The sequence below is a fragment of the Anabaena sp. TISTR 8404 genome (genome assembly GCF_056847745.1).
The window spans coordinates 955,181-975,584 of the sequence record NZ_CP180578.1; the positions used below are offsets into that span (position 1 = coordinate 955,181).

At 40.7% G+C, this 20,404-nt stretch carries 19 protein-coding genes; 8 read left to right on the forward strand and 11 right to left on the reverse strand.

The window, feature by feature from the left end; all coding sequences use genetic code 11:
* Nucleotides 1-376: 376 nt before the first annotated feature.
* The gene (locus ACMX3D_RS04085; RefSeq protein WP_482750191.1) at nt 377-1,600 is read right to left on the reverse strand and encodes an HhoA/HhoB/HtrA family serine endopeptidase; all 1,224 of its coding nucleotides are present in this window, start codon (nt 1,598-1,600) and stop codon (nt 377-379) included.
* A 373-nt stretch (nt 1,601-1,973) separates the two neighbouring features.
* Between ACMX3D_RS04085 and ACMX3D_RS04090 the strand changes: the two genes are divergently transcribed.
* The 5 genes from ACMX3D_RS04090 (at nt 1,974) to ACMX3D_RS04110 (ending at nt 6,824) form a co-directional block, all read left to right on the forward strand.
* Nucleotides 1,974-2,222 carry a DUF4926 domain-containing protein gene (locus ACMX3D_RS04090; RefSeq protein ID WP_482750192.1) on the forward strand — a complete coding sequence of 83 codons (249 nt, stop codon included), beginning with the start codon at nt 1,974-1,976 and terminating at the stop codon, nt 2,220-2,222.
* 237 nt (nt 2,223-2,459) lie between these two features.
* The gene (locus ACMX3D_RS04095) at nt 2,460-3,143 is read left to right on the forward strand and encodes a hypothetical protein (protein WP_482750193.1); all 684 of its coding nucleotides are present in this window, start codon (nt 2,460-2,462) and stop codon (nt 3,141-3,143) included.
* A 296-nt stretch (nt 3,144-3,439) separates the two neighbouring features.
* On the forward strand, nt 3,440-4,831 hold the full coding sequence (locus ACMX3D_RS04100) for a metal-dependent hydrolase family protein (protein WP_482750194.1): 1,392 nt from the start codon (nt 3,440-3,442) through the stop codon (nt 4,829-4,831).
* A gap of 142 nt (nt 4,832-4,973) precedes the next feature.
* Nucleotides 4,974-5,357, forward strand: coding sequence for a metal-sensing transcriptional repressor (locus ACMX3D_RS04105; RefSeq protein WP_482750195.1), 384 nt, complete (start codon nt 4,974-4,976; stop codon nt 5,355-5,357).
* A 1,230-nt stretch (nt 5,358-6,587) separates the two neighbouring features.
* A complete protein-coding gene (locus ACMX3D_RS04110) occupies nt 6,588-6,824 on the forward strand; it encodes a DUF4327 family protein (RefSeq protein ID WP_062297131.1) in 237 nt (78 codons plus the stop codon).
* A gap of 496 nt (nt 6,825-7,320) precedes the next feature.
* On the opposite strand, the gene ACMX3D_RS04115 is transcribed toward ACMX3D_RS04110, so the two are convergent.
* From ACMX3D_RS04115 to ACMX3D_RS04160, 10 genes are all read right to left on the reverse strand, one after another.
* On the reverse strand, nt 7,321-7,836 hold the full coding sequence (locus ACMX3D_RS04115; protein ID WP_482750196.1) for a GNAT family N-acetyltransferase: 516 nt from the start codon (nt 7,834-7,836) through the stop codon (nt 7,321-7,323).
* A gap of 123 nt (nt 7,837-7,959) precedes the next feature.
* Entirely contained in the window at nt 7,960-9,954 is a 1,995-nt protein-coding gene (locus ACMX3D_RS04120) for an ATP-binding protein (RefSeq protein ID WP_482750197.1), read from the reverse strand.
* 184 nt (nt 9,955-10,138) lie between these two features.
* The gene (locus ACMX3D_RS04125; protein WP_482750198.1) at nt 10,139-11,296 is read right to left on the reverse strand and encodes a Glu/Leu/Phe/Val family dehydrogenase; all 1,158 of its coding nucleotides are present in this window, start codon (nt 11,294-11,296) and stop codon (nt 10,139-10,141) included.
* Nucleotides 11,297-11,316: 20 nt separating this feature from the next.
* Nucleotides 11,317-12,942 (reverse strand): alpha-keto acid decarboxylase family protein, encoded by a 1,626-nt coding sequence (locus ACMX3D_RS04130; protein WP_482750199.1) that lies wholly within the window; start codon nt 12,940-12,942, stop codon nt 11,317-11,319.
* 64 nt (nt 12,943-13,006) lie between these two features.
* The gene (locus ACMX3D_RS04135; RefSeq protein WP_482750200.1) at nt 13,007-13,576 is read right to left on the reverse strand and encodes a pentapeptide repeat-containing protein; all 570 of its coding nucleotides are present in this window, start codon (nt 13,574-13,576) and stop codon (nt 13,007-13,009) included.
* Between the two features lie 177 nt (nt 13,577-13,753).
* Nucleotides 13,754-13,909, reverse strand: a complete 156-nt coding sequence (locus ACMX3D_RS04140) for a hypothetical protein (protein ID WP_482750201.1) — start codon at nt 13,907-13,909, stop codon at nt 13,754-13,756.
* Between the two features lie 90 nt (nt 13,910-13,999).
* Nucleotides 14,000-14,668 carry a dienelactone hydrolase family protein gene (locus ACMX3D_RS04145; RefSeq protein ID WP_482750202.1) on the reverse strand — a complete coding sequence of 223 codons (669 nt, stop codon included), beginning with the start codon at nt 14,666-14,668 and terminating at the stop codon, nt 14,000-14,002.
* Nucleotides 14,669-14,683: 15 nt separating this feature from the next.
* A complete protein-coding gene (locus ACMX3D_RS04150) occupies nt 14,684-15,346 on the reverse strand; it encodes a phosphoribosyltransferase (RefSeq protein WP_482750203.1) in 663 nt (220 codons plus the stop codon).
* Nucleotides 15,347-15,358: 12 nt separating this feature from the next.
* Nucleotides 15,359-16,291 carry a ribose-phosphate diphosphokinase gene (locus ACMX3D_RS04155; protein ID WP_482750204.1) on the reverse strand — a complete coding sequence of 311 codons (933 nt, stop codon included), beginning with the start codon at nt 16,289-16,291 and terminating at the stop codon, nt 15,359-15,361.
* 2 nt (nt 16,292-16,293) lie between these two features.
* Entirely contained in the window at nt 16,294-17,055 is a 762-nt protein-coding gene (locus tag ACMX3D_RS04160; RefSeq protein ID WP_482750205.1) for a photosystem reaction center subunit H, read from the reverse strand.
* A gap of 342 nt (nt 17,056-17,397) precedes the next feature.
* On the opposite strand from ACMX3D_RS04160, the gene ACMX3D_RS04165 reads away from it, so the two are divergent.
* The 3 genes from ACMX3D_RS04165 (at nt 17,398) to ACMX3D_RS04175 (ending at nt 20,198) form a co-directional block, all read left to right on the forward strand.
* A complete protein-coding gene (locus ACMX3D_RS04165; protein WP_482750206.1) occupies nt 17,398-19,341 on the forward strand; it encodes a GAF domain-containing protein in 1,944 nt (647 codons plus the stop codon).
* Between the two features lie 212 nt (nt 19,342-19,553).
* Entirely contained in the window at nt 19,554-19,838 is a 285-nt protein-coding gene (locus tag ACMX3D_RS04170; RefSeq protein ID WP_482750207.1) for a hypothetical protein, read from the forward strand.
* Nucleotides 19,839-19,874: 36 nt separating this feature from the next.
* Nucleotides 19,875-20,198 carry a hypothetical protein gene (locus tag ACMX3D_RS04175; RefSeq protein WP_482750208.1) on the forward strand — a complete coding sequence of 108 codons (324 nt, stop codon included), beginning with the start codon at nt 19,875-19,877 and terminating at the stop codon, nt 20,196-20,198.
* Nucleotides 20,199-20,404: the final 206 nt, after the last annotated feature.

The window sequence follows — 20,404 nt, forward strand, 5'->3', positions numbered from 1 at the left end:
GTAGTAATCCTCAGATGACTTCAGTCATAAATTTATAATTGACTAAAGTCATAATGCCAGCATGATTGAAGCTGTATCGCTTTTCTATCAACTTAATACAACTAGGACTTACGCACTCAGATTGATTATTGAGAGTGGATGTAAGGGTGTGTGGGTAATGTCACCTGTTATATCGTGTCCGGTAATAGACTTATCATAAAGACCGCAGGGTGCAGGGGGAGGAAGGGTTTTGTCTTTCTGCACAGATATACTGAATCATAACTGATTTGCCGGACATGATATTACCTGTCACCTGCTATAGTCTTGACAACTATTCTCAAACAAATATGGGGATAAGCCTCAGCCTACCCCCACCGCAGTACTTTCAACTCAGCACTTACGAAGCCGCATTTTGCAACTCAGCGGTGCGTACTGATAGCTGTTGTGTCTGACTACCCCGTTGGACTTTTACCTGTAATAGTTGACCAAGGTTGGTATTTTCCACAAAGTTCTGCAACTGTTCTGCACTAGTAATTGCTTGCCCATCTATTTGGACGATAACATCACCACGGCGAATACCTGCTTTAGCTGCGGGAGAATTTGGTACAACTCGCATGACTAAAACCCCGTTAACTTCTGGAATTTCAAAGGTAGAGTTGGGGTCAGTGTTATTTTGCTTAGCTAACTGGGGTGTCAAAGTGACCATTTGCACACCTAGATAGGGGTGAGCAACTTTACCATTGCGTTCCAGTTGTGTTGCGATCGCTTTTGCTTTATCAATAGGAATTGCAAAACCAATACCCATCGCATCAGCACGAATCGCGGTGTTAATGCCAATTACTTCTCCACGCTCATTCAACAATGGCCCGCCGGAGTTACCAGGGTTAATGGCTGCATCAGTTTGAATGAAGTCTAAGCGTTTGTCGGCAATTCCTACTTGAGCGCTAGAACGCTTGAGGGTGCTGACAATACCTAAAGTAACTGTATTATCAAAGCCCAAAGGATTACCAACTGCGATCGCCCAATCTCCGACTTGTACAGCATTAGAAGAACCCAAAGGTGCAACGGGTAAATCTTTACCAGCGTTAATTTTCACAACCGCTAGATCTGTCACTTCGTCAATGCCTTGAACTTTGCCGTCAAAGGTACGACCATCCTTAAGGCGGACTGTTACTCTATCGGCTTTATCAACGACGTGGGCATTGGTTAAAATCAAACCACTTTTATCAATGATGAATCCAGAACCCAAACCGCGCAATTGTTCTGGCGGTAATTGTTGAGAATAAGCATCACCAAAAAACTGCCGGAAAAATGGGTCTTCAAAAAATGGGTCAACGCGGCGGCGCGTAATAGTCCGTTCTGTGTCAATTCTCACCACTGCTGTACCGACACGATTCACTGCTGCTGTGACAAAACTACTATTACCTATAGCCGCAGTTGCTGGTGATTGCCGTTGAGCAATGAGTTCTGGTGCATCACCAACTTTCTCTAAACTGGGTGCAGGTTCCGCTTGAGAAGGTAACACCCGCAGAGTGCTAACGGTTAGCACGACTCCCAAAAATATGGCGAAAATATGGGTACTGAGTCTACGTATAGAACGGGTTATTTTGGACAATCGCATAATCACAACCTTAAATTTAGAAGCCGAATTTTTGCTTAGTCGTGACAAATCTATCTAAAGTTATTTTTACAGCTAGGATGAAATTCCTGTGTACTAACTTTTGTTTATTGCTTTAGATACTCAATACTGAAACTAAAGCATGGTACGTGCTACCTGTAATTTAAATTAATTGAAAATTTCCCTTGATAGCTATTACGGACATTTACCCTGTGGAGGTTCGGCTATCACCAGTGCCATGATGTATAAGTAAACTATTTTACGCTATGTAGGTAATTAGGTTATTGGTGAAATAGTGAGTTAATGATAAAGGTGGTAGAGGTAGCGGTTTGAAAATTCCAGTTTGTGACACTCAAACCTCTTAGGGAGCCTTGATATGACAGTTGAGTTATACCAGGAAGTCGCCTTAACTTGTGACTTACCAGAATATAGTCTGAGAACAGGAGATATTGCCACACTAGTTGATTTTGTTTCTCACCCTCATGGTGGTGAACAGGGATGTTTACTGGAAGTGTTTAATGCTGTTGGCGAATCTCTCTCTGTGATAGCTGTCTCCATTTCTGCGGTAGAGGCTCTACGCCCCGATGCTATTTTAACAGTTCGTTCTTTCCCCAAAGCAGGTTAATATCCAATCTTACGAAAGTTTATGGATATCTTCTGCAACGGGGTATTAAGTAGTTACCGAGGTTTAACAAATTACTCAACAGCTTGCGATTACACAAAGCAAGTAAATCTTATTCTTTCACCATAGTTAAATATAATTACAGAATTGCGAATAATACCCAGCAAATTTCCTGATATTTACTTTAAATTAGGTAGTTTTGGGATAACATCAAAGCTAACCTTTAATAGTCATATACTTATGGTACGAAATTTATTTAATTTGGTGAGTAATATTGATTTTTCGGCTTTGTGGCAATGGCTCACAAAATTGCCATTGATTCCAAAAATTTTTAGCACTTTAGCACCAATAGCTACAGTTACTGCTTTGATAGTAAATCTTCCAAAAGCTTACTCTCAAATTAGAGGGATAGTTGCCAGGATTGAAGTTAAACGATTCAATATGGTTGAGAGAGTTCCAGGTTTAGTTGATTTTCAACTTGACCTATGTGTACACGCCTCGTACGGAAATATTGTTCTTAAGGGAGTTTATCTGAAAAACAAAAATGAATTTTATTTGCAATACAATGAGCCTATTTGTTTATATAATGAACCAGATAATAATGCTCCAAGCAATAAAGCAATAGTAAAGCTCGCTATTCCTAGAGTTGACTTTGAGTTCACTCAATTTGTAGAAGATAGATTTAAAGAATTATTTTTACATAAATTGAAAGATTCTCAAGTAGATATTCTTGGATTTCAAATACCAGAAAAATCATTCAAGTGCTTGACAATAGCTGGCAGATTGAAAGGGAAAATTATTGATGGAGAAAATTTTTCAAATATTCCTTTAGAAGATTGGAGTTTACTTCTTGAATATGGAAAACGTAAAACCGAAGTGGCTCTTAATCCATCAATTATTAATAATAGTCAAACTATGACTTAGCATTAAAAGTTGAGTTAAATTTTGTCCAATATGCATTGCTACAGCTAACGGTTCAGATGTAGCAGACGGTTGAGACTGTTGGTATGGAGTTTGAGGTTACTTACCGCAACTGCATTTTGCCTTTACCGAGAGTTACCAAAATTGCTGTATGGCTTGTTAATACAGCAAGGAAATTCATGAATCCCTACTATATACTAATTGCTCAACGCACAAACCATTTTTGAGAGTATTGCAAAGCCCCTGAAGTCGTTTTTAATCTTCCACATTTAGAATTGCCAATAATAAGGAGACAGCATATGCAATTTCGCTACCAAATTGCATTAGGGGCTTTAATACTTGCACTGCTCGGATTTATTGCACAAACAGGCTATGCTCAAATTCACTCATCCCCCGGTGTTCACATTCAGGAACCCAACAGCATCCTGTTCGAGAATGTTCGTATCTTCAATGGCACTTCTGCTCAGCTTTCTGAACCATCGAATGTTTTAGTCGTCGGTAATAAAATTCAAACAATTTCTCAAACTCCAATTGCCACAGCATCGGGCATAAAGTTGACCAGAATTGCTGGAAATAATCACACATTGATGCCGGGACTGATTGATAACCATGTCCATCTGTTTATGATTAACAGCACAAGTGAGGAGTTACTATCGCCAGACGTTAGTTCTGAAGTCTTGAATCAGAAAGCGCAAACCGCAGCGGAACAAATGCTGCTGCGGGGATTCACCAGCGTCCGTGATATGGCGGGGCCAGTGTTTGACCTCAAGCAGGCAATTGATACAGGTAATGCAGTGGGGCCACGCATTTATCCCAGTGGTGCGATGATTTCCCAGACTAGCGGACATGGCGATTACCGCACACCACAAGATATTGTCTGGTCTTCCCATACAACTATTAGTCGTCCAGAAGCCTTGGGCAGTGTTGCGATCGCTGATGGTGTGGATGAAGTACTCCGCAGCACCCGTGAACAACTGATGCAAGGCGCTACTCAAATTAAGTTGGCGGCTGGTGGCGGTATCATCTCGAACTACGATCCGCTAGATGTCAGTCAGTACACGGAAGCTGAGTTACGTGCCGCAGTCGAGGCCGCCGAAGACTGGAACACGTATGTCACAGTCCATGCCTATACGCCTCGCGCAATTCAAAAGGCGATTCGGGCTGGTGTCAAGTGCATCGAGCATGGGCAACTGATGGATGAAGCGACGGCGAAGATGATGGCTGAAAAAAGCATCTGGCTTAGTATACAGCCTTTCCTGAATGATGAAGATGCAATTCCATTCTCGGAAGGTTCGGCTAACCATGCCAAACAATTAGAAGTAGCCAAGGGAACAGATACTGCCTATGCCTTAGCGAAGAAATACAATCTCAAAACAGCTTGGGGAACTGATTTATTATTCGATGCGAAACTAGCTACCCGGCAAGGAGTGCAGCTAACAAAAATGATTCGCTGGTATACCCCGGCTGAAGTGTTAAAGATGGCAACCAGCACAAATGCTGAACTGCTGGCATTGTCTGGCCCACGCAATCCCTACCCAGGCAAACTGGGTGTAGTTGAAGAAGGCGCACTGGCTGATCTGCTGCTGGTGGACGGTAATCCGCTGGAAAACATCAAGCTAATCGAGAACCCAGGCAAGAACTTTATTGTGATTATGAAGGACGGAAAGATATATAAGAATCTCCTCAGGTAACGGAAAACTTGAGTGAGGCTTATATTTTAGTCAAAATTTTAGATGCGATCGCCTGTCACAATCTATGTAAGAATACCATTCCCTACTCCCTACTTGCTTCTCTAGGCTAGGATCTTAAGTACTACCAGTGCTTGAATAACTCATGAATGGATCAAACCGATTAACTCCAGAATCCTTGCCTATCTCCCAGCCAGCAGAAAATTTTCATACTCACGATACAGATCATCATGGGCATGGAGATTCTGGTCATGCTCACGTCCATAGTGAAGAGTCTTTACGCAAAATTGTTAATCGGCTATCACGTATAGAAGGTCATATTCGCGGCATTAAAACAATGGTGCAACAGGGTACTCCCTGCCCTGATGTATTATTGCAGATTGCCGCAGTTCGAGGTGCATTAGATCGGGTTGCCAGAATCGTGCTAGATGAACACTTGACTGAGTGTATTGCCAGAGCCGCAAAGGACGGCAATATAGATGTTGAAATTGAACAATTAAAAGCTGCTTTAGATAGATTTATGCCTTAATCAAGTTTATTTAAAAGGAACTTGAGAACAATTAATGTCTGGATATTCGCCAAGAAGTTGACAGACGTAACGAAAGTGCGTCTGTTTCAATATAACTATTACATCAACAGGGTTTAGTGGCAGAGTAATACCGTTTCACTTTAAGTTTGATACAAATAGGCCGCAGGGGGCAGGGGGAAAGAGTAAACAACCAATGAATTTACAGCAGATTGCATATGAATGAGGTACAAGTTTTCATTAAAAAGCTATGTAAAAAAAGACTTTCAAGCCTGTTCCCTGTTCCCTGCTGTATATCAGGATTTTCGTGAAATGGTATAACAAGTTAACAAAGGTAAATACAAATCTTCAAATTCAACACAAGCGAACTACTTTGGTAAGCGCACAAAATTGTTACAAATTTAAATATCTTATGACTTATATATAGGACTCATATTTGATTTAAGAAAAAAATCAGTATACTCAGACAAGATTTCTTTTCTACTCCCTACTCCCTGTCTACTCAAGTAAATTCAGAAATCAAACCGGATTCATATATTTTCTCTCGATACAAATTAGTAACTCAATAAAAATTTATTATTTTATTTATAAAAATATATCTCAATGCTGATGACAGTAGATGAATGTTAGTTTTTCTTTGCCATCATTCTCGCACCACAGCTATAGATCGAAATCTAGCTGAATTTAACGTATTCACAGAGACAATTAACAAATAAGACTGCGGTTATTTTTTAAGAAATGATTAATATATGCTGCTGTGCAAGTTTTCGTAGTGTACTTTAGCGCTTATGTTTTGCAACAGTTTATACTCCAATGCTTGCCGGAAAACTTTTCGGTGTTTAGCGATGGACAGATTCCAGCATATTTAAACAAGGCTGGATAACAATTTACTACACAACTAAATTTGCAGTATGAACTATGATTCTTTGATTAATTATGCTTGAAGCTAGTTACTGTCAAGCTTTAGAACTTCTTTAAAGCAAATAACACAATCTTTACAAGAAGTAAATTTAACTACCGTAGGATTTTTGTATTGATTATATTTGAAACTAATGTCAGAAAATGTTGACTTTCTCAACATTTCTTTAGATAATTTGAGGGTGTGTAGCGTCAAAATGAAATTAGTTCCGTATAGCAAAATACAAAACCCTAGCCACAAGTTTAATCTCTGTCATGTTTGTTCCCCATCATAAGTGGGAATACTATCTACGTATAAATGTGTGAGTACAAATCATGAGTGTGAATACGGTGCCTTCTATCAATTACTACTCTCTAGATGTAATCCAAGACGAAGCACGCCGCCTGGTGCAGAAGGGGATGGTTAGCCGACAACAGCCAATATATACACTCTGCCAATACATCCCTGCAAGAGAGTGGGTGTGCGTTGAATGTGAGTTAGAAAAATGCGATTTTCTCCTACGCGATCGCATTGGCGACCTCATTGGTCGTGAACAATGGGACAATGACTAATCAGTCTATAATTTCAGATTTTGGATTGGGAGTATATTTTTTGAATGTTTAACTTTAACAAAAAACAATTTACCGCCCAACCTTCTGAAGATATAGTCTCTAGTTTTTTACAAATATTCCCTGATCCAGAGTCTTCTATTATTTTTCTAAGCAATAAAGCATTGCAGAATCATTAAAGTTTGATTTAAACAACTTTTCTTAAGAGTATCGACGAAATCATAGCCTAAAGTGAATTTATCAAGAAAAGTTGTTGCGTAAATCCACGTTCATAACTTTGAGTATTTTATCTACATTAGCTAACCGGGGCAGTTTTCTCTATCCAACTGCTCCGGTGATTTTTTTATAGAGGTTTTGCATTGTATAGCAGGGAATAGAAAACAGGCTTTAAAGTCGCTCAGTGTCTATGTTTGATAATTAGTATTTGTCTTTATCTATGCTTCGACTGCTATATAAGCTGTTCCTATATTTTTAATAGTGTTGACTGTTGACTAATGAATTATGAGTTGGACATCTCACTTTGATTAAGCCAATCTATTCGGCTCAGGCGATAAACGAAGCAATCATCGTCACCAAATCGCCGATACTCTATCAATTGGAAACCAAGACGTTCATAGAAGCGGTGGGCGCGAGTATTACTAGCCAGCGGATCAACGAGTACCGCCGTCACCAGTGGGTCAGCAAAGCATCGCTTAATAGCTAGTTGCATCATTTTTGTTCCATAGCCTTTGCCCAAATCGGTCTCTTCTCCTATCCAAATATCAATGGCGCGAAGATTCGCCGGAACATCACCCCAGTAATGACTGTCCTCAAGCGCCGGATCGATGATCTCAATAAATCCGATAGGACGACCATCAATTTCAGCAATCAATTGCTCTCTCCAATCGTGAGCGTATCCCAGTTCCACCTCCCAGCCCCAGTCGTCGTTAGGGTCTGAGGAAATCACATGGGGTTGCTCATCCCAGTGGCGTAATAAATCCAAATCAGCCAAGGTGGCGGAGCGTAGGTTAATCACAACTTTTTTGAACGTCAAACTTGTCTTAGCTTAGATCATCATTTCTCTATTTGACTTTTCCACCCCCATTAGGGAAAGATATCGCTGAAAATCTACCTAAACTAACCCAGATATTATAGAGAATTAACATACTGCAATTGGCAAAGTGAAATAAAATATACTGCCTTCACCGAGAATGCTGGCTGCCCAAATACTACCATTATGCTGTTGAATAATACTTTGACAGATTGCCAAGCCAAGGCCTGTTCCTCCCTTAGCGCGAGCATCAGAGACATCAACCTGCTCAAAACGTTCAAAGATGGTTTCTAGTTTATCAGCAGGAATACCTCTACCTTGGTCTTGGACTTGAAACAGCACCCAGTCGGCTTGAGGTTGGGCAGACAAAGTAATCTCTGAGTCGCGCGGCGAAAACTTGATGGCGTTACTCAACAAATTGGTTAAGGTTTGGATGATCAAGTCAGGTGAAGCCCACACGCAAGCTGAGGTAGGAGTTATAGAAATTGTGATGGCTGCTGCCAGCGCGATGGACTGTACTTCCTCTACTGCTCGTTGCATTAAATCGGCGGCATTGCAGACTTCTTTCACCAGATGCACTCGCCCGGAAGACAATCGCTCTAAGTCCAAAATATCATTAACCAAACGCACGAGGCGATCGCTATTAGTTAAAGCCTGCTGAATCATCCGTTTAGCTTTGTCTGGTTTATTGTCGTAGATACCAGTATTCAATAAACCTAAAAATCCTTGGATGGCTGTGAGTGGGGTACGAAGTTCATGGCTGACAATGGAAATAAACTCATTTTTCATTTTCTCAATAGCTTGCTGTTCCGTAATATCTTGAAAAATCAGCAAAATCCACTTGAAATTATTTTGTTCGTCGTAGAGTGGCGCTGTAGAAATGCTGACCACCACTTTTGAATTCTCGCTCTTACAACGGTAGGTTTGGACACCAGTAAACACTTTTCCCTGAGCGATCGCTTCTCGAAATTGACAACATTCCTCTGGTTCCACAAGAGAAACTAGAGGAATTGGTTGACCTATAACTTCGGCTGCACTCCAACCAAACAATTGCTCTGCGGCTAAACTCCAAAGTGTCACCGTCATATTTGGTTCAACTACCACAATTGGTAACGGTGAAGCTTGGATCAGTGTACTTAAAGTTTGTAGCGTTTGTTGGAGTTCTTGTTGCACTTCCTTGTGTTCCGTGATGTCCATATTCACCCCAATCAAACGCTCTGGCTGACCTCCATCAGCAAAAATCTTTGCTTTGGCGGCTACCCAGCGAATCCTATTATCAGGAAGCATAATCCGCAATTCAGTATCTAATTCGGCTCCTTGGGTAATAGTTTGTTGCGCGGCATGATCTGCATCAGTGCGATCATCTGGGTGTATTCTTTTTAACCAATGCTCATAGCTACCTTCAAAACTGCCAGGTGCCAGCCCAAACAATGCTTCCATTTCTTCTGTCCATATCAATTCTCCAGTTTGGAGATTCCATTCATACGTACCGATTTTGCCAACTTGTTGTGCTAAAACTAACCGCTCACGACTTGCCCGCAAAGCAGCAGCCGCTCGGTATCGCTCATCAATTTCTTGTTGTAATTGCTGGTTAACTTTTACTATTTGGGCAGTTCTGTCCTGTACACGCTGCTCTAGTTCTTCTTGAAGTCGCCTTAGTTGGTTTTCAACTCGCAAGCGCTCTTCAATTTCTGTCTGCAATGCCTTGTTTGCTTCTCTTAATTGCAGCGGACTTGGCAGCGCTAGTGCTTGCGGAAGTAATGCCACTAGTTCTATTGCTGTAAAAAATGAAACGATCGCAGTTGCAGCTTTGAGGCTACCTGATAACCAATAGGTGGGATGCCACAGTGTCCAGATCTCAAAAATATGCGTTGTGCCGCAGAAAATAATAAAAGCAGCAAATAACAAAAATATCCAGGAGAAAGGTAAATCTTGACGCTTGCGAACAAAGTAAAATAACGTCAAAGGAATTGAATAGTAAGCCAGCGCAGTGATGGCATCAGAAATTAAATGCAACCACACTAACTCAGGTTGCCACAGGTAGCAGTGACCATGAGGAATAAATGAGCCGCCGCTAAACAAATTTATTATAAATTCGTACATACCACTCAAAACTAGGCAGACAGAAAAACATCAAACTTTGGTAACAGTTCCAAGTTACCAAGTTGAATGTCTCATATTTAACACGGTTGAACCCAATTTTCTGTTCTAACCTATGCCTAAATGGATAAAAGTTTTGAAAAACAAAGATGTTAGATTGTTCTCTACCAATAGTGATTAAGAAGGGTTAAGAGCAGTATGTTGGGTGAGGAATTAAACATACTCGTTGTTGAGCAAGTTCAACAGCAACTTGTCGTGGTTGTCTGCCTGTTTGGGTAGCTTGTTCTAACACTATCGTAGTATTGCGGCTAATTTTTTGGGCGATCGCTTCAAAAGCTGTTGCTTGATTGCCGCCAGCATACTCAACCGCAGCACAAATCACACCACCTGCATTGGCAATGAAATCAGGTACTAAGAGAATATTTCGTTCATGACAGATTCTTTCTGCTGCTTCCGTAAATGGGATGTTAGCACCTGAGACGACAAGCTGAGTTTTCAAGCGGTCAACGTTATCTGCATGGATAACATCAGGTCTGGCGGCTGGTATCCAAATATCGCATTCGATGTCGATAACTGCGTCGCGGTCTAGTTTCTTTCCTTGTGGATAGTCAATCACACTTTTACCAGAGTTTTTCAATTTGATGAGTTCCTCGACATCAATTCCCCCAGGATTAAATATTGTTCCTTGAGAATCTGCTGCACCTATAAGTATTGCTCCTTTAGCAGTTAAAAAGCGTGCGGCGTGTTTCCCAACAGAACCGAAACCTTGAATTACTACCCGCGCACCTGCCAAATTAAAGTGACAAAACTGGCAAGCAACTTCTGCACATATACTTAAACCAAAACCAGTAGCGCCAATTTCATCTAAAGGAATACCACCCATGATTTTAGGTAACCCGACAGCGCGACCAATCTCTTCTTTGACCCAAGCCATGCACTGTTCATCTGTTCCCATATCTGGGCCGGGAATATACTCAGTGATGTTTCTAATAGCACGGGCAAAAGCACGTATCAAGCGTTCTTTATTGGCTAAAGGCTGTTTTGGGTCAGCTAAGATTGCAGATTTGCCGCCACCGTGAGGTAAGTCAGCAGCAGCATTCTTCAAGGTCATCGCTCGCGCCAGTCGGAAAACTTCTTCTGTTGTCACATCTAGCGCCATTCTGACTCCACCGATCGCCGGGCCACAAGCAATGTTATCTACAACGACAATCGCTTTTAAGCCAGTTTCCGGCTCGTAGATGTGAATAATCTTGGCTGGGCCTAGTTCGTCAGCAAACCGAAAAATATTATCTACTTTCAGCTGTTGTGGCGAATTAATAATAATTTTTGGTTCTAATGTAGTCATAATATTTACTCACAAAAGCTTTAACCTTTTAGGGTTTTGGTAAATAATGCGCTTAATCTTTGCAAGGCTGGCGAAACATCGTCAGGTGAAAGATGTACATCAAGAATGCTGAAAGTTTGGCTATTTTGAGCTATGTGTAAGGCTTGCTGTAGTTGTGTATCTGTGTGGATAGTAAAGCCATGACCACCAAGGACTTGGGCTAACTGGGCATAGTCAATTGTGGGAATTTGGACAAATGCTGCTTCTTGATGTCCCATCGCCCGCAGGCAAGCAAATGAGCCATTATTGATGACAATCACAATTGGGTTTAGTCCTAAGCGTTTAGCTGTGAGCAATTCCATTCCTGTCATTTGGAATGCGCCATCACCAACCAGTGCGATCGCCCGCCTGAATGGATCGGCTAATTGAGCGCCAATCACACCAGGAACACCAAAACCCATACTGGCGTAGAAGGCGGGACATAAAAAGGACGTGCCTTGTTGTGTCTGGATATCATCTGCGGCAAATAAGGTATCACCGACATCCGTCACTAATAGAGTATTGCTGTCAATGAACTGATTAAGTTCATAAAGTAATCCACTCATGGAAATCTTACCCAGAGATGGCGCAACACGCGGTTTCATCGTATTGATACCAGATGCATCCCAATGCGGCAAATCTGGACTATTTAACAAAGCGGTGATGAAATCTTCAAACCTGATATTGGGATATTGGTGATGCTTAATGGCAATACGTTCTGAGGTTGCATAGACTGTACAACTAGGGTTGAGATGAGCGGTAAACATCCCCAGGTTGATATCGGTCATAAATACACCCAACATCAGCACACAGTCTGATTCTTCAACGATTTTTTGCACATTTAAATCCCCAGCCTCACCATTGTAGATACCGATGTATTGAGGATGTCCTTCGGGAAAAACAGATTTCCCTAACATGGTTGAACAGACTGGTACAGCGAGTTTTTCTGCCAAGCCGAGAAGCTGTTGTTGCAAGCCAAAGCGATGAACTTCCACACAAGCAAGAATCACTGGTGAGTGCGATCGCTGCAACATCTCCAAGGTTTCTGCAATGGCTTCTGTTAAAGTATCTGGATCTGTGCGCTTAATTGGTGGTAACAAATGTTCTGATTCTGTAATCTCCGCATAAACCATATCGCGGGGGATTTCCAGATACACAGGACGCTTGAATGTCGTTGCATAGTCTAGGGCGCGATGAATTTTGGTATCGGCTGTTTTGGGATCGGTTAGTGTTGTGGCGTAAAGGGTGACTTCTTCATAAATACGCCGTTGCGTATCGAAGGTTTTTACCTTATGGTGCAACAAGTCATGCTCCTTTCGTTCCCGCATACCTGGTGCGCCGCTTAAAATCACCAATGGTGACTTCTCCGCATAAGCGCCTGCTACAGCATTCACCATATTCAAACCACCAACGCCGTAGGTAACAACCGCCAAACCCAAACCCCGCATCCGGGAGTAAGCATCAGCAGCAAAGCCTACACAGGGTTCGTGGGTCATCACAATAGGTTCAATTTTGCTGGCTGCAAGCGCATCGAATAGCGTGATGGCAAAATCCCCAGGTATACCAAACGCGTGTTGTACGCCCTGTTGATACAGAATATCAAATATATGCGGTGCTAGTTGGGGCATTTTCTACCTCCCCAAAGGCTGTTTTTTCAGAACCGACCTTCAAATCAAACGATATCCTGCAACACTATTGATGGACAGTACCATCAGGCATAATTGCCCCAGTTAAAAAAGCTTCACTGATATCAGTTGCATTTAAATTCGCCCCAGTCAGGTTTGCGTCACTCAAATTGGCATCACTTAAATCAGCACCAGTGAGGTCAGCTTCTCGCAAATCAGCTTTCCACATCCTAACTCCGCTCATTTTGGCATCACAGAGGTTCACACGCTGCAAGTTTGCCGCACTGAGTGATGCCATGTGCAAACTTGCATTACATAAGTCTGCATCACAAAGATATGCACCACTCAGGTCTGATTCATTTAGGTTAGCTGTTGATAGAGTAGCTTCACGCAAATCTGCACCACTTAAAATCACTTCTGATAAATTTGCGTGTTCTAAGTTCGCACCTTGAAGATTTGCCTCACATAGATTAGCACCATTCATAGATGCTTTTGTCAGGTTAGCACCACTTAGGTCTGCTCTACCAAAGTCTACACCACCCAAGTTCACACCTCTGAGGTCAGCTTTTGGTAAGGCAATACCGTAGAAGTTCCTTTCGCCTGCTGTATATCGATTTAGAAGTTCTTTAACATCCATAGCCTTGAGTTGTGACTAAATTTATTTGGAATACTTTGAATAGAAAATTAAAAATTCAACCAAATTATCTTCTCAATTTAAATAGTAAAGGAAAAATATGAGGAACTTATGAAGAAGGATTTGAAAAGATTACTGCACCCAGCGATTAGAAATCACGTCTACACAGACCAAACCCACCTACGTGGGTTTCAAAACTTGATTTTCTGTTAGTCCGCGCAGATATTCTCTCGCTAGTTCTGTGCCAGTGTAAGCTGGTGTGGTGTTAATCTCTACCATACTCTTGACGAACTCCGGCACAAAATAACAAGGGTTTAAACCTTGTGCTTGTGCCATGATGTGACAACCCTGCCTTAAAAAGGGTGGATTAGTAAGTGATGATAATCAGAACCTACCACTTTTCAAACATCCTCTCAGAACTCTTGTTTACTTGAGATAGTGACTAAACCATTCACTCGCCAGTTGTGCGACTGCGGCTAACTTACCTGGTTCTTCAAATAAATGGGTGGCTTTGGGAACAATCTCTAAGCGTTTTGGCGATCGCAATTTTGCTAGTGCATCCTCATTCATCGCTATCACTGGTGTATCGTAACCACCAACAATCAATAATGTCGGCGCTTTGACATGAGGTAAGGCTGAACCAGCTAAATCAGGTCGTCCGCCACGAGAAACAATCGCCTGTACCGCCTCTGGACGTTCTGCGGCTGCAACGAGGGCTGCACCACCGCCTGTACTAGCGCCAAAGTAACCTACTTTTAGATGTCGAGTATCTGGGTTTTGTGTCAGCCAATCTGTAGCCCCAACTAACCGCGAGGCTAACAAACCAATATCAAAGCGCAAATGTCTTGTCCGCAGGTCAATTTCTTCTTCTTCCAGCGTCAGCAAATCAATTAACAAAGTTGCAAGTCCCGCTTGTTGTAAGACTTCAGCAACATAGCGATTGCGCGGGCTATGACGACTGCTACCACTACCATGAGCAAATATCACTATGCCTGTCGCACCATCAGGAATCACCAAATTGCCCTCTAGCTTAACCTCACCTGCGGTTACTGACACAAGATGTTCTTGGGGATTCTGTGTTAATGTCCTATCCATTGACTCAACCTCTACTTACGAGTCGTTTGCTACCAGTAATTTTTGCCTTGTCAAAAGTTCACATACCTCTGCGTCGGTTGTTTGCTCAAAATCCTCGTACCAAATACCGATCGCATACAAATCTTCAGGTATCATCACGCAGACAATTTTGTCCACTTCTGCTTGTAGTTCTTCACAGGTGGATGCTGCTGCAACTGGAACTGCAACCACCAGTTCGCGGGGCTGTTGTTTTTTCAATGTGGCGATCGCTGCACGAATGGTTGCACCCGTAGCAATACCGTCATCTACAAGAATAATTGTATGATTTTTGACTTTTGGTAGCGGACGATTACCCCGATAGATTTGGTTGCGGCGCTCTAATTCCCGCATTTCGATTGCTGCTACTTCATCAATAGTTGCTTGGGGAATCCGCAACCAATCTACGACATTCTCATTCAATACACGAACTCCTCCGGTAGCAATAGCACCCATCGCCAGTTCCTTATGTCCTGGTACACCTAGTTTCCGCACTAAGCAAACATCTAATGGTGCATCAAGTGTCCTTGCTACTTCAAATGCTACAGGCACACCGCCACGGGGAAGCCCTAATACTAAAACATCTGGACGATTGGCATACTCTGTTAACCGAGCAGCTAACAGTCTGCCAGCCTCCGTTCGATTATAAAATTTCTGTCGCATATTTTTATACCTCTAAAATAAATCACTAATTGAACCATCAGTTTTAAATCGTTGAATAGTAGTAGCAATTAAAGGTGCGATCGAGACAATTTTTAATTGCGGCCAGTCAGTTTCTTTGGGAGTCACACTGTCGGTGACAAAAATCGCCTTAACGCTGGGATGGCTTAACTTAGCCCGTGCTTCCTTGACAAACAACCCATGAGTAGCAGCAATAATTATTTCTGGACGTGCTTCGGCTTTAAGTAAGGCTTCAATGCTTTTAGCAAGAGTGCCGCCAGTGGAAATCATGTCATCGATAATTAAGCAGGCACAACCCTTGACATCCCCGACAACACGAGTTACCTCAGTTTCCGTTCCACTTGTACGGTGTTTGTGTAGCACCACCACAGAACTATCGAGCTTTTGGGCATACTGGGTTGCCATCTGTACCCGCCCCGTGTCTGGCGATACAACTACAAAATTAGGCGGTAAGTAATGGCGTATAGCCTCGCAAAAAATGGGTACAGCCGTCAAACTGTCTACAGGAATGCGAAAGAAACCTTCAATTTGCAGCGTGTGTAAATCCAGGGTGACAACATGATTTACCCCGACAGCCTGTAACACTTCAGCTACCATACTGGCGGTAATTGGCTCGCGCCTACCGTGACGTTTATCTGCACGGGCGTAGCCAAAATAAGGAATAATCGCTGTAATTCGAGTAGCCGCCGCCCGACGACAAGCATCTGCAAAAGCTAAAAGTTCTACTAGATGGTCATTGACAGGTGGTGCAGTGGACTGGAGGATAAATACAGATTTTTGGCGTACCGATTCCAGTAGTCGCACATTTACCTCACCATCTGGAAAGCGTTCAACCAGAGATTTACCCAAAGGGATGTCCAGTTTCTGGGCAACTGCGGCAGCTAAATCGGGGTTAGCTGTGCCAGCAAAGAGGATGAAATTGTCCATAATCAAGACTTTATTTGGTGGATTTGCTTCCAAGCGGCATCTAGAGATGATTTTGCGCGATCGCCTGCACGGGAAATACTTTGTTGCAAACTATGCCATTGCTCTTGCAAAAACTCCGTAGCTTCTTGCAAAGCATGATGTGGGTGATTAGTAGAAGCTGCTACTTCATCGCTAACTTCTTTGATTTTGACGCGAACAACTTCTGGTTTATCGCTGGGGGAAATAAGATAATGTAGGCGATCGCCTATGATATGTACTAAATGTTGCACCTGTTGTGATTTCTCGCTGAAGAAACCCTTTAATCCCTCTGACTCAGCCTCAAGTTGATGTTTAACATCTTCGCGGATAATGACTTTATCAGTGGCAATTTCCTCAACATCCTCAGGATAAAGCACTGCGCGTCCATCAAAAGGAGCCGCAATTTCTCCAGCCACAATGTAAGCTGCAATTTCTCCCGTTTGCCAATCAAATAAAAAATCTTCTATCCAACCAAGAGGCTCACCCAGCGTAGATTCAACAGTAATTTCATGCAAGCGTTGAAGATTTTCTGGAGTATCAACCACTGGGGGATAATACATTGAAACTGCACCCATGCCTACCCCAGCAATTCCCTCTACTGGTAAATAAGTTTCTCCACCCGAAAAATAAGCAATACGCCCAGAATCATCTAACCAAACTTCTTCTAACTCACCAAAACTATTAGCTGTTGAGCTATCTATTGCTATCCAACCGATAATTTGACTGCGACGCACAACATTGAGCATACTTTTCCTCCAATACTCTCTATTTCTCTTGGAGTTTGATGAATATATACAGTGGCTCATCTTTTGCCACTTTGCTGTTTGAAATGTGGACTCTACTTTGAGGTTATAAACAAAATGTGAGGAATATGTGAGGAATTGTTGGGGACTTAAACTTTTTAGATAAGCTTCTCTTGTGATTAAGGTTTTCATCTGCCTTTAGAAATAAAAAAATATTATTATCTTAATCCAAAAGTTTGATGAAAGCATACAACTTATTAGATTTGATATTTACTTAATAGTTTATTTTTCGTCAGAAAATAATTTAATTGCAATTTCATTTTCAAGATTCTTGCGGAGGCTATTATGGTTATTCATCGTGAAAAAACAGAATTAGAAATAATAGAACAAGTGGGAGCTATCCGTGCAATTGGAAACCAGGTAGATGTTGCTATTACCAAAATTGTTGATGCAGTAGGCAATGTCCAGCGACATAACGAAAATATTCTCAATGCTGGCATAGAAATAGAGAATATTACCTCTAAAATAGCCAATCAGGAAGAAATTCTTCATCAAATTTCTCAAGAAATTCAATCATCACAAAACTTTGATGTTGTAGCAATACAGTTAGTTAGTTCTTGGGAAAGAACAATTGAGACGGTAATTGGAAGTGAGTGGGCTGGTATAGCTAAACACTATTTAGAAGAAGATCCAGACTTGCGAGATATTCAAGCAGATATTTTTTTCAGTCATAAAACTGAGATTATTGCTGGATGGGACTCACGCTTTGATGAATGGGTATATAATCGCTATAACCATCAAAATTTAGTCCGTATTTTTACACCTATTTTTATATGTAGAGATATAGAAGGCAAAATACAAAAAAATTGGTTTGAAAATTATAATTGGCATTATTCAAGGAAATGGCATGAAACGGATTTTAACGAAGATTGGTTTAAGGGAAATGACAACAGTGACAAAAGTAAGGGACAGCATACTATTATTGAACCACCCACTTTGCCTAAAGATTTGGAATTAGAAGTGATTGGTACAGTGGAGGTAGTCTATAAAGATCGTAATCACGGTAAAGCTATTGAGCCTCAACAAGCGATTCAATTAACCAAATTTATTTGTAGTAAGGCTGTAGAAATTCTCCAGACCAGATTTTCTTATTTATTAGAAACTATTGCACAAAGTGCAATATCACTTGTGAATGCTGACTCAGCCAGCCTACATTTTCTAAAACTACCAAATGACAGAAAAGTACAACAATCTGACTCAGAATATATAAATTTTCTTTATGGAGTTTTTGCAGGTCGTACTGGTCGTCACATAATTCAATCATGTTTGCCTCGTAAAAATGGAATTGGACAACAAGCAATCAATGAAAAAACAGTTCAGTTAATACCAGAACCTATTCAAAGACATAATCTTCAAGAGCTAAAATATTTTAATTCAGAGCTATATGCAGAAGGAATAAAATCTATAGCAGCTTTGCCATTGTTTGCTGATCATCAACAAGGAGTTTTGTATATTCATTTTAGAGATGAGCATCAATTTACTATTGATGAAAAGCGGTTGTTGGAGTCTTTTAATATTACAGCAAACAATGCTATTAAACACGCTGTATCATATTTAAAGCTACGTCAATATACACATCAATTAATTGCGCTACACTCATTGACGGCATATCTTTCTTATGTGACAGATAGGAATGAACTATTGCAACATTTGGCTGCTATGATTCAGAATATTCTCGGTGCAGATATTGTTACTATCTACGAATATGATGCAAAAAACAAAAAACTTATATTCCCACCATATCGTGCAGGAAAACTCAAAAACGACAAAGCATCATATAAAGATATTAATGAAGATGAAGTACCATATCGGCTGATAAACAAAGGAAAAAGTGTCTATATTCCGCAACTAGATGTCTATGAACCTCAATCACCAGAAGAAGAGCTATTTAAAGATTCAAATTTTTCTATTAGAGAAGATATTAAATCTGTAGTTGGCTTGTTGTTAAAGCTAGAAGATGAATTTAAAGTACATACAATTTTACCATTACCTTGGGTGGTTAATTCAATAAAAGGTGCGTTGGTGGAAATGGAAATGATGGAAAGGACAGAAGTCAAAAGTCAACCAAAAAATAGCTTAACTACTGTAGACCAATTAGATAAAGGCGTTGTTTGTGGAGTTATATTTATTAGTTATCGACGACATTTTGAATTTTCCACTCAGGAAATACACTTTCTTGATATTCTTGCTACTTGGGCAGCTATTACAATGAAAAGGCTAAAATTTTAAGTAGCTGGGAAAATTTTTAGTAAGGATTCAGCTCTAAAATTACGGAAGCTATTCCTTTGACAATTGGTTTAGTTCTTTTTCTGGAATGGCTTTTACTGTGTTTTAGCTTATGGCAGTGATGCTCTCGCACTCTTATCTCCTTTATCAACTACGTTCCACCTAAATCCTTACAATTTCTATCAATTATTACTAGAATATATTTTTAACCAAATATGTCGCAACAAAATTCATACGAACCACAAAATTCATACAAATCAGATACTAATAGAACACTGAAACTGGGTGATGAATACTTTTTCATTATTCCCGAACAGCTATTTGATGATTTAGATAAAATAGCTAAAGAGCGAAGAGCCGAGAATGGTATATTCACAGTAATATTACAAGCAATTGCCACAGAAGTGCATCTATGGAAGACACTTAAAAATCCAAATGTAAGGCTTTTACTTGAAAATACTAGTAACAATACAATAAAGGAATTAAAATTTACAGACTAGATAAATTAAACTTATTGACCTTATATATTATTTCTTATGAATAATGAAAAACAAAATCCTAACTCTGAGGATAAAATGCCGCCAATGAAATTAGTGAGTTATGAACCTAAAACTCAACTGGAAGAAAAAAAAGTAGATATAAATATTACTCGTGAAAAGTTAGCATTGTGCTTACTGGCTATATTTACATTAACTATTTCTTTATCATTTATTGCTTTTTTTATAGATCCAGATAACAAGAATAGTAATAATAATAAATTTAATGACAACCGTGCAAAAGATTTTTCCACCTTAATAATTACTGCTCAAGTCGGTTTAATTGGCTCAGCATTGGGGTTTTATTTTGGAGAAAAAAAATAATTCAATTTTAACTTTTTGCCAGCCACAAGCGAGAAGTTAGGACTACAAGTTAGTCCTAACTTAAGTTCTCCAAACCCCTCCTTGTAAGGACAGGTTTGGAGAAGAGGTTGTTCCAGTCGTCAACTCACATCACGTTAGCGGACTTAATGGACTCAGACAAACTTTTAGAGCATCTGTTCTGCAACTTCTACCCGCAGGAGCGATCG